This window comes from Vibrio sp. Evd11 (genome assembly GCF_900382755.1).
GTDB lineage: Bacteria > Pseudomonadota > Gammaproteobacteria > Enterobacterales > Vibrionaceae > Vibrio > Vibrio lentus.
The window spans coordinates 1-15,299 of record NZ_OSDX01000021.1; the positions used below are offsets into that span (position 1 = coordinate 1).

General features: G+C 44.9%; 11 protein-coding genes. 10 read left to right on the plus strand and 1 reads right to left on the minus strand.

Annotation, left to right across the window (positions count from 1 at the left end):
- The 9 genes from tuf to rpoC all read left to right on the plus strand — a co-directional run.
- On the plus strand, positions 1 to 1,184 hold a 1,184-nt coding region (tuf, locus tag ED652_RS11175), incomplete at its 5' end, for an elongation factor Tu (RefSeq protein WP_054542387.1).
- 223 nt (positions 1,185 to 1,407) lie between these two features.
- On the plus strand, positions 1,408 to 1,785 hold the full coding sequence (secE, locus tag ED652_RS11180; RefSeq protein ID WP_017096511.1) for a preprotein translocase subunit SecE: 378 nt from the start codon (positions 1,408 to 1,410) through the stop codon (positions 1,783 to 1,785).
- Positions 1,786 to 1,798: 13 nt separating this feature from the next.
- The gene (gene nusG, locus ED652_RS11185; protein WP_012605006.1) at positions 1,799 to 2,347 is read left to right on the plus strand and encodes a transcription termination/antitermination protein NusG; all 549 of its coding nucleotides are present in this window, start codon (positions 1,799 to 1,801) and stop codon (positions 2,345 to 2,347) included.
- A gap of 213 nt (positions 2,348 to 2,560) precedes the next feature.
- Positions 2,561 to 2,989 carry a 50S ribosomal protein L11 gene (gene rplK, locus ED652_RS11190; RefSeq protein ID WP_010435555.1) on the plus strand — a complete coding sequence of 143 codons (429 nt, stop codon included), beginning with the start codon at positions 2,561 to 2,563 and terminating at the stop codon, positions 2,987 to 2,989.
- Between the two features lie 4 nt (positions 2,990 to 2,993).
- Positions 2,994 to 3,698, plus strand: coding sequence for a 50S ribosomal protein L1 (rplA, locus tag ED652_RS11195; protein ID WP_017104577.1), 705 nt, complete (start codon positions 2,994 to 2,996; stop codon positions 3,696 to 3,698).
- A 251-nt stretch (positions 3,699 to 3,949) separates the two neighbouring features.
- Positions 3,950 to 4,444 carry a 50S ribosomal protein L10 gene (gene rplJ / locus ED652_RS11200; RefSeq protein ID WP_010435550.1) on the plus strand — a complete coding sequence of 165 codons (495 nt, stop codon included), beginning with the start codon at positions 3,950 to 3,952 and terminating at the stop codon, positions 4,442 to 4,444.
- A 57-nt stretch (positions 4,445 to 4,501) separates the two neighbouring features.
- Positions 4,502 to 4,867: a 50S ribosomal protein L7/L12 gene (rplL, locus tag ED652_RS11205; protein ID WP_004729770.1), complete on the plus strand. Its 366-nt coding sequence runs from the start codon at positions 4,502 to 4,504 to the stop codon at positions 4,865 to 4,867.
- A gap of 234 nt (positions 4,868 to 5,101) precedes the next feature.
- Complete coding sequence (gene rpoB, locus ED652_RS11210) at positions 5,102 to 9,130, plus strand: DNA-directed RNA polymerase subunit beta (RefSeq protein WP_017104578.1); 4,029 nt, start codon at positions 5,102 to 5,104, stop codon at positions 9,128 to 9,130.
- 89 nt (positions 9,131 to 9,219) lie between these two features.
- Positions 9,220 to 13,422 (plus strand): DNA-directed RNA polymerase subunit beta', encoded by a 4,203-nt coding sequence (rpoC, locus tag ED652_RS11215; RefSeq protein WP_029223217.1) that lies wholly within the window; start codon positions 9,220 to 9,222, stop codon positions 13,420 to 13,422.
- A 378-nt stretch (positions 13,423 to 13,800) separates the two neighbouring features.
- Here the strand turns inward: rpoC and ED652_RS11220 are convergent, their stop codons facing one another.
- Entirely contained in the window at positions 13,801 to 14,298 is a 498-nt protein-coding gene (locus ED652_RS11220; RefSeq protein ID WP_017104580.1) for an Rsd/AlgQ family anti-sigma factor, read from the minus strand.
- A gap of 165 nt (positions 14,299 to 14,463) precedes the next feature.
- Between ED652_RS11220 and nudC the strand changes: the two genes are divergently transcribed.
- Positions 14,464 to 15,273: an NAD(+) diphosphatase gene (nudC, locus tag ED652_RS11225; protein WP_102276547.1), complete on the plus strand. Its 810-nt coding sequence runs from the start codon at positions 14,464 to 14,466 to the stop codon at positions 15,271 to 15,273.
- The last annotated feature ends 26 nt before the right edge of the window (positions 15,274 to 15,299 follow it).

The window sequence follows — 15,299 nt, forward strand, 5'->3', positions numbered from 1 at the left end:
TGTCTAAAGAAAAATTTGAACGTACGAAACCGCACGTAAACGTTGGTACTATCGGCCACGTTGACCACGGTAAAACAACTCTAACTGCTGCTATCTGTACTACACTTGCAAAAGTGTACGGCGGTGTTGCTAAAGATTTCGCATCTATCGATAACGCTCCAGAAGAGCGCGAGCGCGGTATCACAATCGCAACTTCTCACGTTGAGTACGATACTCCTGAACGTCACTACGCACACGTAGACTGTCCTGGACACGCCGATTATGTTAAAAACATGATCACTGGTGCTGCTCAAATGGACGGCGGTATCCTAGTTGTTGCTGCTACAGATGGCCCTATGCCACAAACTCGTGAGCACATCCTACTTGGTCGTCAAGTTGGTATCCCTTACATCATCGTATTCATGAACAAATGTGACATGGTTGATGACGAAGAGCTACTTGAGCTAGTAGAAATGGAAGTTCGTGAACTTCTTTCTGAGTACGAATACCCAGGAGACGACCTTCCAGTAATTCAAGGTTCTGCACTTGGCGCTCTAAACGGCGAAAAGCAGTGGGAAGACAAGATCGTTGAGCTTGCAGAAGCACTAGATTCTTACATTCCACTTCCAGAGCGTGCTGTTGATCTACCGTTCCTACTTCCTATTGAAGATGTATTCTCAATCCAAGGTCGTGGTACTGTAGTTACTGGTCGTATCGAGCGCGGTATCCTACGTGTAGGTGACGAAGTAGAAATCGTTGGTATCAAAGAAACTACTCTTACTACTTGTACTGGTGTTGAAATGTTCCGTAAGCTGCTTGACGAAGGTCGTGCAGGTGAGAACGTTGGTGCACTTCTACGTGGTACTAAGCGTGATGACGTTGAACGTGGCCAAGTACTTTCTGCTAAAGGTTCAATCAACCCACACACTAAGTTTGAGTCTGAAGTATACGTACTTTCTAAAGACGAAGGCGGCCGTCACACTCCTTTCTTCAAGGGTTACCGTCCACAGTTCTACTTCCGTACAACTGACGTAACAGGCGACATCACTCTACCTGAAGGCGTAGAAATGGTAATGCCAGGTGACAACGTTCAAATGACTGTTGAGCTAATCGCTCCAATCGCAATGGACGAAGGTCTACGTTTCGCAATCCGCGAAGGTGGCCGTACAGTTGGTGCTGGTGTTGTAGCTAAAATCTTTGCATAAGATTTGACGAACCACTAGTAAAAAGGGCATCATTTGATGCCCTTTTTCTGCGCTGAAAAAAGAGTTGGGTGTTTTGACATCAATTTTAGCTCTTAGCAAAGAATTAAACGGTCTTTTTGACTAAAATGACTGTTAGATGTGTTGTTTTGCAACGCAAAGGAATATGCCCTGCAACAGCGGGGTTATTGTCGTCTATATTTAAGACTTATCACAGGTTGGTTTTATGAAAGCAAACGCTGAAACTCCTGATAGCTCAGGTGCAGCAGATACAATGAAGTGGGTAGTCGCTTTTGTACTGTTGGCTGCTGCTGTTGTGGGTAATTACCTGTATGGTGAATTGTCTGTTGTAATTCGCGCTGCAGGTGTAGTTGTGCTGATTGCTGCCGCACTAGGCGTTGCAGCAACAACAACTAAAGGTAAAGCTGCGATCGATTTTGCAAAAGAATCTCGTATGGAGATTCGTAAAGTTGTTTGGCCTACTCGCCAAGAAACTATGCAAACTACATTGATCGTTTTAGCTGTATGTATTGTTATGTCTCTAGTGCTTTGGGGAATTGACGGCATTATGGTCCGTTTAGTTTCTCTAGCGACTGGGGTGTAGAGGGTTCTGATTCATGAGTGAAGCTCCAAAAAAACGTTGGTATGTAGTTCAAGCCTTTTCTGGCTATGAAGGTCGTGTATCTCAATCGTTACGCGAACATATTAAAATGCACGACATGGAAGAATTCTTTGGTGACGTTTTAGTACCTACTGAAGAAGTAGTGGAAATGCGTGCAGGTCAACGCCGTAAAAGCGAACGTAAGTTCTTCCCTGGCTACGTATTAGTGCAAATGATCATGAATGATGAATCATGGCACTTAGTACGCAGCATTCCTCGTGTTATGGGCTTCATTGGTGGTACCTCTGATCGTCCTGCACCAATCACTGACAAAGAAGCTGATGCTATCTTGAACCGTCTAGAGAAAGCGAGCGAGTCTCCACGTCCTAAGACAATGTTCGAAGCGGGTGAAGTGGTTCGTGTGAACGATGGTCCATTTGCTGACTTTAACGGTACTGTTGAAGAAGTGGATTACGAGAAGAGCCGCATTAAGGTATCTGTATCGATCTTTGGTCGTGCAACACCTGTTGAGCTTGAATTCGGTCAGGTTGAAAAACTAGACTAAGACTCGGTTAGTTTGAGTAAGCTGTTGATAACTATTTAACAAGCTGTTCAAAATGAAAGAGTATAAAAAATCACCTTTTTAGGGTTGTTAAAGGCGCGAATTATGATTATAATTTCGCGCCTTTTTACTTCTCAGGAAGTGAAAAGTAATTTATGAAATTAAGGGGAGCTCGCCTAAAGGCTAGCGCATGTACCCAAATATTTAGGAAATATCATGGCTAAGAAAGTTGAAGCTTATATCAAACTGCAAGTTGCAGCTGGTATGGCAAACCCAAGTCCACCGGTTGGTCCTGCTCTAGGTCAACACGGCGTGAACATCATGGAATTCTGTAAAGCGTTCAACGCAAAAACAGAATCTGTTGAGAAAGGTCTACCTACTCCAGTAGTTATTACTGTATACAACGACCGTTCTTTCACGTTCGTAACTAAGACTCCACCTGCTGCTGTTCTTCTTAAGAAAGCTGCTGGCGTTAAGTCTGGTTCTGGTCGTCCAAACACTGAAAAAGTGGGCACAGTAACTGACGCTCAAGTACAGGAAATCGCAGAAACTAAAGCTGCTGATATGACTGGTGCTGACATCGAAGCAATGAAGCGTTCTATTGCTGGTACTGCTCGTTCAATGGGCCTAGTGGTAGAGGGATAAGATCATGGCAAAACTTACTAAGCGTATGCGCGTAATCCGCGACAAAGTTGAAGTAACTAAAGAATACGAAATCAACGAAGCTATTGCTCTTCTTAAAGAACTAGCAACTGCTAAATTCGTTGAGTCTGTAGATGTTGCTGTTAACCTAGGCATCGATGCTCGTAAATCTGACCAAAACGTACGTGGCGCAACTGTGCTACCTCACGGTACTGGCCGTGAAATCCGCGTTGCTGTGTTCACTCAAGGTGCAAACGCAGAAGCAGCTAAAGAAGCTGGCGCAGATATCGTTGGTATGGAAGATCTTGCTGAGCAAGTGAAAAAAGGCGTAATGGACTTTGACGTTGTTGTTGCTTCTCCAGATGCAATGCGCGTTGTTGGTCAACTAGGTACAATCCTAGGTCCACGCGGTCTAATGCCAAACCCTAAAGTTGGTACTGTAACTCCTAACGTTGCTGAAGCAGTTAAAAATGCTAAAGCTGGTCAGGTTCGTTACCGTAACGACAAGAACGGCATCATCCACACTACTATCGGTAAAGCAACTTTCGAAGCTAACCAGCTTCAAGAGAACCTAGAAGCACTTCTAGTTGCTCTTAAGAAAGCTAAGCCTTCTTCAGCGAAAGGTACTTTCCTGAAGAAAGTAAGCATCTCTACTACGATGGGTGCTGGTGTTGCTGTTGATCAAGCTAGTCTTGACACACAAGCAAACTAATTTGCTTAGGCGCAGATTTAGTGTATACTTCTGCGCCTAATATTTGTGGTTGGGTGATTTTTGAAGCAATTCATAATCGTCTATCCCAAGACCGTAGGCGCTGTCGATTTTCTTTAGATTATTGATGGCTTAATAAAACCTACGTAGGCGATGTTGTGGTTTGAAGTGAATTTATTCATTTTTAAATAACATCGTAAACGCTCAATACATTTTGTATTGAGTGCTGTAATCACAACCAGAGGTTAATCCAAATGGCTTTAAATCTTCAAGACAAAAAAGCAATTGTTGCTGAAGTCAACGAAGCTGCCAGTGGTGCACTTTCTGCAGTTGTAGCTGATTCTCGTGGCGTTGAAGTTGGCGCAATGACTTCTCTACGTAAACAAGCTCGCGAAGCGGGTGTTTACATGAAAGTTGTTCGTAACACACTAGCACGCCGTGCGGTTCAGGGTACAGACTACGAGTGTCTAGTAGACACTTTCACTGGTCCAACTCTGATCGCATTCTCTAATGAGCACCCTGGTGCTGCTGCGCGTCTTTTCAAAGACTTCGCTAAAGAGAATAAAGATTTCGAGATCAAAGCTGCTGCATTTGAAGGCGCAGTTACTGATGCTGAAGTACTAGCGACACTACCAACTTACGACGAAGCTATCGCACGCCTAATGATGTGCATGAAAGAAGCTTCTGCTGGCAAGCTGGTTCGTACTATCGCTGCTGTTCGCGACCAAAAAGAAGAAGCTGCGGCATAAGCCTTGCTTTTCACTGGTTGCTATTTAAACTTATTGTTGACTTAAAAGAGAATTGTTATGTCTATTACTAACGAGCAAATCCTAGACGCAGTTGCAGAAATGTCTGTAATGCAAGTTGTTGAGCTTATCGAAGCTATGGAAGAAAAATTCGGTGTTACTGCTGCTGCTGCAGTTGTAGCTGGTGGTGCTTCTGCTGAAGCTGCTGCTGAGCAAACTGAATTCGACGTTATCCTTACTGGCGCTGGCGCAAACAAAGTACAAGTTATCAAAGCTGTACGTGGCGCAACTGGCCTAGGTCTTAAAGAAGCTAAAGGTCTTGTAGACTCAGCTCCTGCTGCGCTTAAAGAAGGCGTTGACAAAGCTGAAGCTGAAGCTCTTAAAGCACAGCTAGAAGAAGTTGGCGCTTCTGTTGAAATCAAGTAATTATTACTTAATTTCCTAGCCGCAAGGCTATTGGCTGGTGGTTTATTAACCACCGGCCTTTTTGCGCTGTAGGGCTATGATGAATTTCCCGCTGTTTAAGCGTCATAGTCTGAGCAAAAAAACGGTTATTTCTTCGAAATAATTGTTAACCACAATAAACAGCTGTTAGTCACTGTCCCACTCTAATGAGCGTTTGGACAGTTTGGGTCACTTATCAGCGAGCTGAGGAACCCCATGGTTTACTCTTATACCGAGAAAAAGCGCATCCGTAAGGATTTTGGTACTCGTCCACAAGTTTTGGACATTCCATACCTGTTATCGATCCAGCTTGATTCTTTCGATAAATTCATCGAACAGGATCCAGAAGGTCAATACGGTCTTGAGGCTGCTTTTCGTTCTGTATTTCCAATTCAGAGCTACAACGGCAATTCTGAGCTGCAATACGTTAGCTACCGTCTTGGTGAGCCAGTATTTGATGTTAAAGAATGTCAAATTCGTGGTGTAACTTACTCAAAGCCACTACGCGTTAAACTGCGCCTAGTTATCTTTGATAGAGATGCGCCTGCAGGTACTGTAAAAGACATTAAAGAACAAGAAGTCTACATGGGCGAAATTCCGCTTATGACAGACAATGGTACTTTCGTAATTAATGGTACCGAGAGGGTTATCGTATCCCAGCTGCACCGAAGCCCAGGCGTGTTCTTCGACAGTGATAAGGGTAAGACCCACTCATCTGGTAAAGTTCTTTATAACGCACGTGTAATTCCTTACCGTGGCTCATGGTTAGACTTTGAGTTCGATCCTAAGGATAACTTATTCGTACGTATCGACCGTCGTCGTAAGCTACCAGCATCGATTATCCTTCGTGCACTTGGTAAATCGACAGAAGAGATCCTAGATCTGTTCTTCGACAAAGTGAACTTCGAAGTGAAAGACCAAACTCTACTTATGGAGTTGGTTCCTGATCGTCTACGTGGTGAAACTGCGTCATTCGACATCGAATCAAATGGTAAGACTTACGTTGAGACTGGTCGTCGTGTAACTGCTCGCCATATCCGTCAGCTTGAAAAAGATGGCGTTGAGCACATCGAAGTACCTGTAGAGTACATCGTTGAAAAGATTGCTGCGAAAGATTACATCAACGAAGCAACTGGCGAGATCATCGTTGGCGCGAACCAAGAGATCAGCCTAGAGGCACTTGCTAACTTATCTCAAGCAGGTCACAAATCTCTAGAAACTCTGTTCACGAATGACCTAGACCATGGTCCATTCATGTCAGACACTCTACGTGCAGATAGCACAGTAGATCGCATCTCTGCATTGGTGGAAATCTACCGCATGATGCGTCCTGGCGAGCCACCAACAAAAGAAGCTGCAGAATCATTATTCGAAAGCCTATTCTTCTCTGAAGATCGTTACGACCTATCAACTGTAGGCCGTATGAAATTCAACAGCTCTATCGAGCGTGAAGAAGAAGAAGAACGCGGTACTCTGGATGAATCAGACATCATTGAAGTGATGAAGAAACTGATTGGCATCCGTAACGGTAAAGGCGAAGTGGACGATATCGACCACCTTGGTAACCGTCGTATCCGTTCTGTAGGTGAAATGGCAGAAAACCAATTCCGTGTTGGTCTAGTTCGTGTAGAACGTGCCGTTAAAGAACGTCTAAGCCTTGGTGACCTTGATGCAATCATGCCTCAAGATCTTATCAACGCTAAACCGATCTCTGCTGCAGTTAAAGAATTCTTTGGCTCTTCACAGCTTTCACAGTTTATGGACCAAAACAACCCATTGTCAGAAGTTACGCACAAACGTCGTATCTCTGCTTTAGGTCCTGGTGGTCTTACTCGTGAGCGCGCAGGCTTCGAAGTACGTGACGTTCACGTAACTCACTACGGTCGTCTATGTCCGATCGAAACGCCTGAAGGTCCAAACATCGGTCTGATTAACTCGCTATCTGCGTTTGCGCGTTGTAACGATTACGGTTTCCTAGAAACTCCGTACCGTCGCGTTGTAGATGGTGTAGTAACAGAAGAAGTTGATTACCTGTCTGCAATCCAGGAAGGTCAATTCGTTATCGCACAGGCAAACACGGTTCTTACTGAAGAAGCGACGTTTGCTGATGAGCTAATCACTGCTCGTCAAAAAGGTGAATCTGGTCTTCACCCACGCGATCACGTTGACTACATGGACGTTGCGACAAACCAAGTAGTATCTATCGCTGCTTCGCTTATCCCGTTCCTAGAACACGATGATGCGAACCGTGCATTGATGGGTGCGAACATGCAACGTCAAGCTGTACCAACACTGAGAGCTGATAAGCCTCTAGTAGGTACTGGTATTGAACGTAACATCGCAGTTGACTCTGGTGTTACAGCGGTTGCTAAACGTGGTGGTCAAGTTCAGTCTGTTGACGCTTCTCGTATCGTAGTTAAGGTTAACGAAGATGAATTGGTACCTGGCGAAGCTGGTATCGATATCTACAACCTAACTAAGTACACGCGTTCGAACCAAAACACATGTATTAACCAACGTCCAACTGTACTTCCTGGTGAACCAGTTGCACGCGGCGATGTTCTAGCTGATGGTCCTTCAACTGACCTTGGTGAACTTGCTCTTGGCCAAAACATGCGTATCGCGTTCATGCCTTGGAATGGTTACAACTTCGAAGACTCGATCTTAGTATCTGAGCGCGTAGTTCAAGAAGACCGTTTCACGACAATCCACATCCAAGAACTATCTTGTGTGGCTCGTGATACTAAGCTGGGCTCTGAAGAGATCACAGCTGATATTCCAAACGTAGGTGAGTCTGCTCTGTCTAAACTAGACGAGTCAGGTATCGTTTACATTGGTGCTGAAGTTAAGGGTGGCGACATCCTAGTTGGTAAAGTGACGCCTAAAGGTGAAACTCAACTGACTCCTGAAGAGAAGCTACTACGTGCTATCTTCGGTGAGAAAGCATCTGATGTTAAAGATACTTCTCTACGTGTACCAAACTCTGTTTCGGGTACTATCATCGATGTACAAGTCTTCACTCGCGATGGCGTAGAGAAAGACAAACGTGCACTTGAAATCGAACAGATGCAGCTTAAAGAAGCTAAGAAAGACCTTACTGAAGAGTTCCAAATTCTTGAGGGTGGCCTTCTTAACCGCGTTAAAGCTGTACTTCTGTCTGGTGGTTACTCTGAAGCTAAGCTTGATACGATCGGTCGTAAGCAATGGCTAGAGCAAGTTCTAGAAGACGATGCGCTACAAACACAGCTTGAGCAACTTGCTGAGCAGTGGGATGAGCTAAAAGCAGACTTCGATAAGAAGTTTGAAACTAAGCGTCGTAAAATCACTCAAGGTGATGATCTAGCGCCTGGCGTTCTTAAGATTGTTAAAGTTTACCTAGCGGTTAAACGTCGTATCCAGCCTGGCGATAAGATGGCGGGTCGTCACGGTAACAAAGGTGTAATCTCTAAGATTAACCCTGTTGAAGACATGCCATACGATGAAAAAGGTCAGCCTGTAGACATCGTACTTAACCCACTGGGTGTACCATCGCGTATGAACATCGGTCAAATCCTAGAAGTACACTTAGGTTTGGCTGCTAAAGGTATCGGTGACAAGATCAACCAAATGGTTAAGGAACAACAAGAACTGCATAAGTTCCGTGAGTTCCTACAGAAGGTTTATGATCTTGGTGATACTCGTCAGAAAGTTGATATTGCTGAACTGTCTGATGATCAAGTTCGTACACTGATCAAGAACCTACGTGGCGGTCTACCGATTGCTACTCCTGTGTTCGACGGTGCGTCAGAAGCGTTAATCAAAGAACTACTTAAACTGGGTGATCTGCCAGAATCTGGTCAGCTTAAACTGTTTGATGGTCGTACTGGTGATTCGTTTGAGCGTCCTGTAACTGTTGGTTACATGTACATGCTGAAACTGAACCACTTGGTTGATGACAAGATGCATGCTCGTTCAACTGGTTCTTACAGCCTAGTAACTCAGCAACCACTTGGTGGTAAAGCTCAGTTCGGTGGTCAGCGTTTCGGTGAGATGGAAGTATGGGCACTAGAAGCATACGGTGCTGCATATACTCTACAAGAAATGCTAACAGTTAAGTCAGATGACGTTAACGGCCGTACTAAGATGTATAAGAACATCGTAGATGGTAACCATAGCATGGAACCTGGCATGCCAGAGTCGTTCAACGTACTGTTGAAAGAGATTCGCTCGCTAGGTATCAACATCGAGCTAGAAGACGAAGAGTAATCCCTCTTTTTTAAAAGAAGATTGGATTACTTGGTAAAGGGGGCTCACTTTAGTCGGTGAGCTCCTTTAACTCCTTACAGGAGCTGAACGTGAAAGACTTATTAAACTTTCTAAAAGCACAGCATAAGACCGAAGAATTTGATGCAATCAAAATCGGTCTATCTTCACCAGACACGATCCGTTCGTGGTCTTTTGGTGAAGTTAAAAAGCCAGAAACAATTAACTATCGTACGTTCAAACCTGAACGTGATGGTCTGTTCTGTGCACGTATTTTTGGCCCAGTTAAAGACTACGAATGTCTTTGTGGCAAATACAAGCGCCTGAAGCACCGTGGTGTTATCTGTGAGAAGTGTGGCGTTGAAGTTACACAGACTAAAGTTCGTCGTGACCGTATGGGTCACATCGAGCTAGCTTCACCAGTTGCTCACATCTGGTTCCTAAAATCACTACCGTCTCGTATCGGTCTACTAATGGATATCCCTCTGCGTGATATCGAACGTGTTCTTTACTTCGAAATGTACGTAGTAACTGAACCTGGTATGACTGATCTAGAAAAATCTCAGATGCTTACTGAAGAAGAGTATCTGGATCGTCTAGAAGAGTGGGGTGACGAATTCACTGCTAAGATGGGTGCTGAAGCGATCAAAGATCTGCTTTCAACAATGGACCTTCATCAAGAAGTGGAAGAAATGCGCGAAGAGTTAGAAACAACTAACTCAGAAACTAAGCGTAAGAAAGTTACTAAGCGTTTGAAGCTAGTTGAAGCATTCATCTCTTCAGGCAACAAGCCTGAGTGGATGATCTTAACTGTACTTCCAGTGCTACCGCCAGATCTACGTCCTCTAGTTCCACTAGATGGCGGTCGTTTTGCGACTTCAGATCTGAACGACCTTTACCGTCGTGTGATCAACCGTAACAACCGTTTGAAGCGTCTTCTAGAGCTAGCAGCTCCGGACATCATCGTACGTAACGAAAAGCGTATGCTGCAAGAGTCTGTTGATGCACTTCTAGATAACGGTCGTCGCGGTCGTGCGATCACTGGCTCTAACAAGCGTCCTCTGAAATCTCTTGCTGATATGATCAAGGGTAAACAAGGTCGTTTCCGTCAGAACCTTCTAGGTAAACGTGTAGACTACTCTGGCCGTTCTGTAATCACAGTTGGTCCATACCTTCGTCTACACCAGTGTGGTCTTCCTAAGAAGATGGCACTTGAGCTATTTAAACCATTCATCTACAGCAAGTTAGAAACTCGTGGCATGGCTACGACAATCAAAGCTGCTAAGAAAATGGTAGAGCGCGAAGAAGCGATCGTTTGGGATATCCTAGACGAAGTTATCCGCGAACACCCAGTACTGCTTAACCGTGCACCTACACTTCACCGTCTAGGTATCCAAGCGTTTGAACCAGTACTAATCGAAGGTAAAGCGATTCAGCTTCACCCACTAGTGTGTGCGGCATACAACGCCGACTTCGATGGTGACCAAATGGCTGTACACGTGCCTCTAACTTTAGAAGCACAGCTAGAAGCTCGTACCCTAATGATGTCGACGAATAACATTCTGTCGCCAGCATCAGGTGATCCGATCATCGTTCCTTCTCAGGATGTTGTATTGGGTCTTTACTACATGACACGTGACAAGATCAACGTGAAAGGTGAAGGTATGTACCTTGCTGGCCCTGAAGAGGCTGAAAAGGCATACCGTACTAAGACTGCTGAGCTACACGCTCGCGTTAAAGTACGTATCACTGAAACTGTAGTAGACGAAGACGGCAACAGCACAACGAACACTGGCCTAGTTGATACGACTGTAGGTCGTGCAATGCTTTGGCAGATCGTTCCTAGAGGCCTTCCGTACAGCATCGTTAACCAAAAGTTAGGTAAGAAGCAGATCTCTACTCTTCTTAACGAGTGTTACCGTAAGCTTGGTCTAAAAGACACAGTAGTCTTTGCTGACCAAATCATGTACGCAGGTTTTGCATACGCAGCACTTTCAGGTGTTTCTGTTGGTATCGACGATATGGTTGTTCCAGCGGCGAAGTACACTGAAATTTCTGATGCAGAAGAAGAAGTTCGCGAAATCCAAGAGCAATTCCAATCTGGTCTTGTTACTGCGGGTGAGCGTTACAACAAAGTTATCGATATCTGGGCGTCTACGAACGACCGTGTTGCGAAAGCAATGATGGATAACCTTTCTTCTGAAACAGTTATTAACCGTGACGGCGAAGAAGAACAGCAAGAATCGTTCAACAGCATCTACATGATGGCCGATTCAGGCGCACGTGGTTCTGCAGCTCAGATTCGTCAGCTAGCAGGTATGCGTGGTCTGATGGCGCGTCCAGATGGTTCTATCATCGAAACGCCGATCACTGCGAACTTTAAAGAAGGTCTAAACGTCCTTCAGTACTTTATCTCAACGCACGGTGCTCGTAAGGGTCTTGCGGATACAGCACTGAAAACAGCTAACTCGGGTTACCTAACTCGTCGTCTAGTAGACGTAGCACAAGACGTTGTAGTACACGAACATGACTGTGGCACGCATGAAGGTATCGACATGATGCCTCACATCGAAGGTGGTGACGTTAAAGTTGCACTTTCTGAGCTTGCTCTTGGTCGTGTAGTTGCTGAAGATGTTCTTAAGCCTGGTACTGAAGATGTACTGATTCCACGTAATACTCTGATTGATGAGAAGTGGTGTCAAATCATGGAAGACAACTCTGTAGATAGCATGAAAGTGCGCTCAGTTGTTACCTGTGATGCAGACTTCGGTTGTTGTGCACAGTGTTACGGTCGTGACCTAGCACGTGGCCACCTAGTGAACCAAGGTGAAGCAGTTGGTGTTATCGCTGCACAATCTATCGGTGAACCGGGTACACAGCTTACAATGCGTACGTTCCACATCGGTGGTGCAGCATCTACTGCAGCAGCAGAGAACAGCATCCAAGCTAAGACAACTGGTACTGTGAAACTTCACAATGCTAAGTTTGTAGTTAACAAAGATAAGAAACTGGTTATCACTTCTCGTGCATCTGAGATGACGATTATTGATGAATTCGGCCGTACTAAAGAGAAGCACAAACTTCCTTACGGTTCGATGCTAACCAAAGGCGACAACGCAGCAGTTACTGCTGGTGAAGTTGTAGCTAACTGGGAAGCGCATACCATGCCAATCATCACTGAAGTGGCAGGTCGTATCCAATTCGTAGATATGATCGATGGTATTACAGTTTCTCGTCAAACTGACGATCTAACTGGTCTTTCTTCAAGTGAAGTAACAGACGCAGCAGCTCGCCCAGCAGCAGGTAAAGATATGCGTCCAGCTATCAAACTTGTTGATGAGCAAGGTAACGACGTAATGATCCCTGGTACTGATATGCCAGCTCACTACTTCCTACCTGGCAAAGCGATTGTAAACATCGAAGATGGCGCTGAAGTTGGCATTGGTGACACACTATCTCGTATCCCTCAAAAATCGAGCGGAAACAAAGATATCACCGGTGGTCTACCACGCGTAGCTGACCTATTCGAAGCTCGTAAGCCTAAAGAGCCTGCGATCCTTGCTGAGCACACAGGTACTGTGTCGTTTGGTAAAGAAACGAAAGGTAAGCGTCGTCTAGTAATCACTCGTGAAGGCGGTGACGCTTACGAAGAGATGATTCCTAAGCACCGTCAATTGAACGTGTTCGAAGGTGAGAAGATTGAACGTGGTGATGTAATCGCCGACGGTCCTGAAACTCCACACGATATCCTGCGTCTACGTGGTATCCACGCAGTAACTCAGTACATCGCGAACGAAGTTCAAGAAGTTTACCGCTTACAAGGCGTAAAGATTAACGATAAGCACATCGAGACTATCGTTCGTCAAATGCTACGTAAGTGTACAATCACTCATTCTGGTGACTCTCCGTTCCTACCTGGCGAACAAGTTGAGTACCACAATGTTAAGATTGCTAACCGTAAGCTAGAAGCTGAAGGTAAAGAACTCGTACGTTTCGAACGTGATCTACTAGGTATTACTAAAGCATCTCTTGCAACTGAGTCATTCATCTCAGCTGCATCGTTCCAAGAAACGACTCGCGTACTAACAGAAGCTGCGGTTTCTGGTAAGCGTGATGACCTTCGCGGTCTGAAAGAGAACGTAATTGTTGGTCGTCTGATCCCAGCTGGTACTGGTTTCGCATACCACCAAGAGCGTCAAAAGCAACGTGAAGAAGAGCAAGAAGGTCCTTCAGCTGAACAAGCTACTGACAATCTAGCAGCACTTCTAAACGCTGGTTTCTCTTCAGAAGAGTAAGCTCTACGAGTAGTCTCTAAGAGTGAGATAAGAAAAAAGGCACCTTCGGGTGCCTTTTTTGTATCTGTTGTTTGGCTTAAATCGGATTAATCTTGCAGGGGAAAACTTGTCTCTTTGGTACAAGTTGCAAGTGAGCCATGTGTTTCATTTCTAGAGTAGCGTTAATGACGTTACTGTCTCTACGGAGCTATATAGAGAATCGTAAGCTAGATGTGTAGGTTGCTGATATGCGGGAATGTGTGCGGATAGATAGCAATAAGAGAGCATCAATGGGTCGCAGACTATCAAGCTCTAGGCTTCTAGAGGTAGATGATGTTCATGATTCATAGACAAAACAAAAAGCTTGCACAGAGGCAAGCTTACAAGATAGTTAGCCAACTATGCTCCTGGCGGAACCGCTAGGCTATCGGCAATTTGCTGTATCAGTTGATCTTCAACCTCAAACCTCGCCTCAATAATCTCACCAATCAAAGATAAATCGCTGTCAAAGCTCTCTAATGCATCGCTGGCTTTGATAGCGGCGTACTTATCGGTAAAGTTAAGTAGTGGCTCTGTGGTAAGGACGATATGACCATAAGATTGGTTAATTTCGTCTGTTGCTTTGAAGCCTGTAGACTGCCACTTGTCCATCACCATGTCATAGATTTTGAAATGACCTTCGGAGATGTAATCAACAAGATGTTGGCTGAATTTTTGGAGCGCTTCTGGAGAAGGCAGTTCGGTAATTGCCGTTGCTTTCGACGATGAAGGCTGTAGAGCGGCAAGCTTACAATACTCAACGATTAGAGACTGTCGAGTTTCGAGCCAATGATCGATGACCTCATTAGAGCCACCCCATTGTTCTTGTATTTGTTTGAATTTATTTAGCATGACCATGTCCTCATGATCTGATCACAACCTTGTGATCATGGTAATTGCCTAAGCAAGGTCCGTTTATTGGTAACTACTAAAAGTAATAGCTTGAAATATTCTCTGCTACAACTCTAGTATGAAATTAGATTGCCAGTAAAATGAACGAACTGCAAGCAATGAGGCATAGGGATGTTAAAAAAAAGTGACACAAAAATGACAGAGCAAGCTTACTGGTGCGTCGTTTCTGGTAGTGATATTTGGGTTAATAATGATCAGTTTCCTTATGGCTCGGCTGATGAGTTAGGGCTCAGTGTTGAACACGCTATCTGTATTGGCCAGCATCAAGGACGTCAGGTCTATTGGCTCAACGATTGCGATGTCGAGAGTGAACTGACCATGGTCAACCTACGTGAGTTATTGCACTGGTCTGAATCGAGCTTTCTTATGGCAAGTAAGGCTATCCAGTACGGGCACATGACTCAAAGTATGCGTTTTTGTCCACAGTGCGGCGGTCGTAATCATTTGAATCACAATCAGGTTGCGATGCAGTGTGGTGACTGTCGAACTCTTCATTACCCTCGTATCTTCCCGTGCATCATTGTCGCTGTGCGAAACGACAACAAGATATTGCTTGCGCAGCACCCAAGGCATAAAACAGGCATGTATACCGTGATAGCGGGCTTTCTAGAGGTTGGAGAAACCTTAGAACAGTGTGTGGCGCGAGAAGTCAAAGAAGAAACGGGTATCGATGTGAGTAATATTCGCTACTTTGGTAGCCAGCCATGGGCGTTTCCATCGAGTATGATGATGGCCTTTCTCGCTGACTATGCTGGTGGAACGCTCAAACCAGATTACAGTGAACTGTCGGATGCACAATGGTTTGATGTAACAAGCTTGCCGGATGTTGCTCCCGTTGGAACCATTGCGAGACAATTGATTGAGAAAACAGTCGATGACGTGATGAAAGACGCAGTGACGGAGCAGGCGCTCGAGCACTAATTGGCCTGTGATGGTATTTGGCCTAT

Excerpts from the sequence above, each read along its gene's own strand:
- nusG (WP_012605006.1), top strand. The coding sequence starts at position 1,799 with ATGAGTGAAGCTCCAAAAAAACGTTGGTATGTAGTTCAAGCCTTTTCT.
- rplA (WP_017104577.1), top strand. The coding sequence starts at position 2,994 with ATGGCAAAACTTACTAAGCGTATGCGCGTAATCCGCGACAAAGTTGAA.
- rplK (WP_010435555.1), top strand. The coding sequence starts at position 2,561 with ATGGCTAAGAAAGTTGAAGCTTATATCAAACTGCAAGTTGCAGCTGGT.
- rplL (WP_004729770.1), top strand. The coding sequence starts at position 4,502 with ATGTCTATTACTAACGAGCAAATCCTAGACGCAGTTGCAGAAATGTCT.
- nudC (WP_102276547.1), top strand. The coding sequence starts at position 14,464 with ATGTTAAAAAAAAGTGACACAAAAATGACAGAGCAAGCTTACTGGTGC.
- rpoB (WP_017104578.1), top strand. The coding sequence starts at position 5,102 with ATGGTTTACTCTTATACCGAGAAAAAGCGCATCCGTAAGGATTTTGGT.
- secE (WP_017096511.1), top strand. The coding sequence starts at position 1,408 with ATGAAAGCAAACGCTGAAACTCCTGATAGCTCAGGTGCAGCAGATACA.
- rplJ (WP_010435550.1), top strand. The coding sequence starts at position 3,950 with ATGGCTTTAAATCTTCAAGACAAAAAAGCAATTGTTGCTGAAGTCAAC.
- ED652_RS11220 (WP_017104580.1), bottom strand. The coding sequence starts at position 14,298 with ATGGTCATGCTAAATAAATTCAAACAAATACAAGAACAATGGGGTGGC.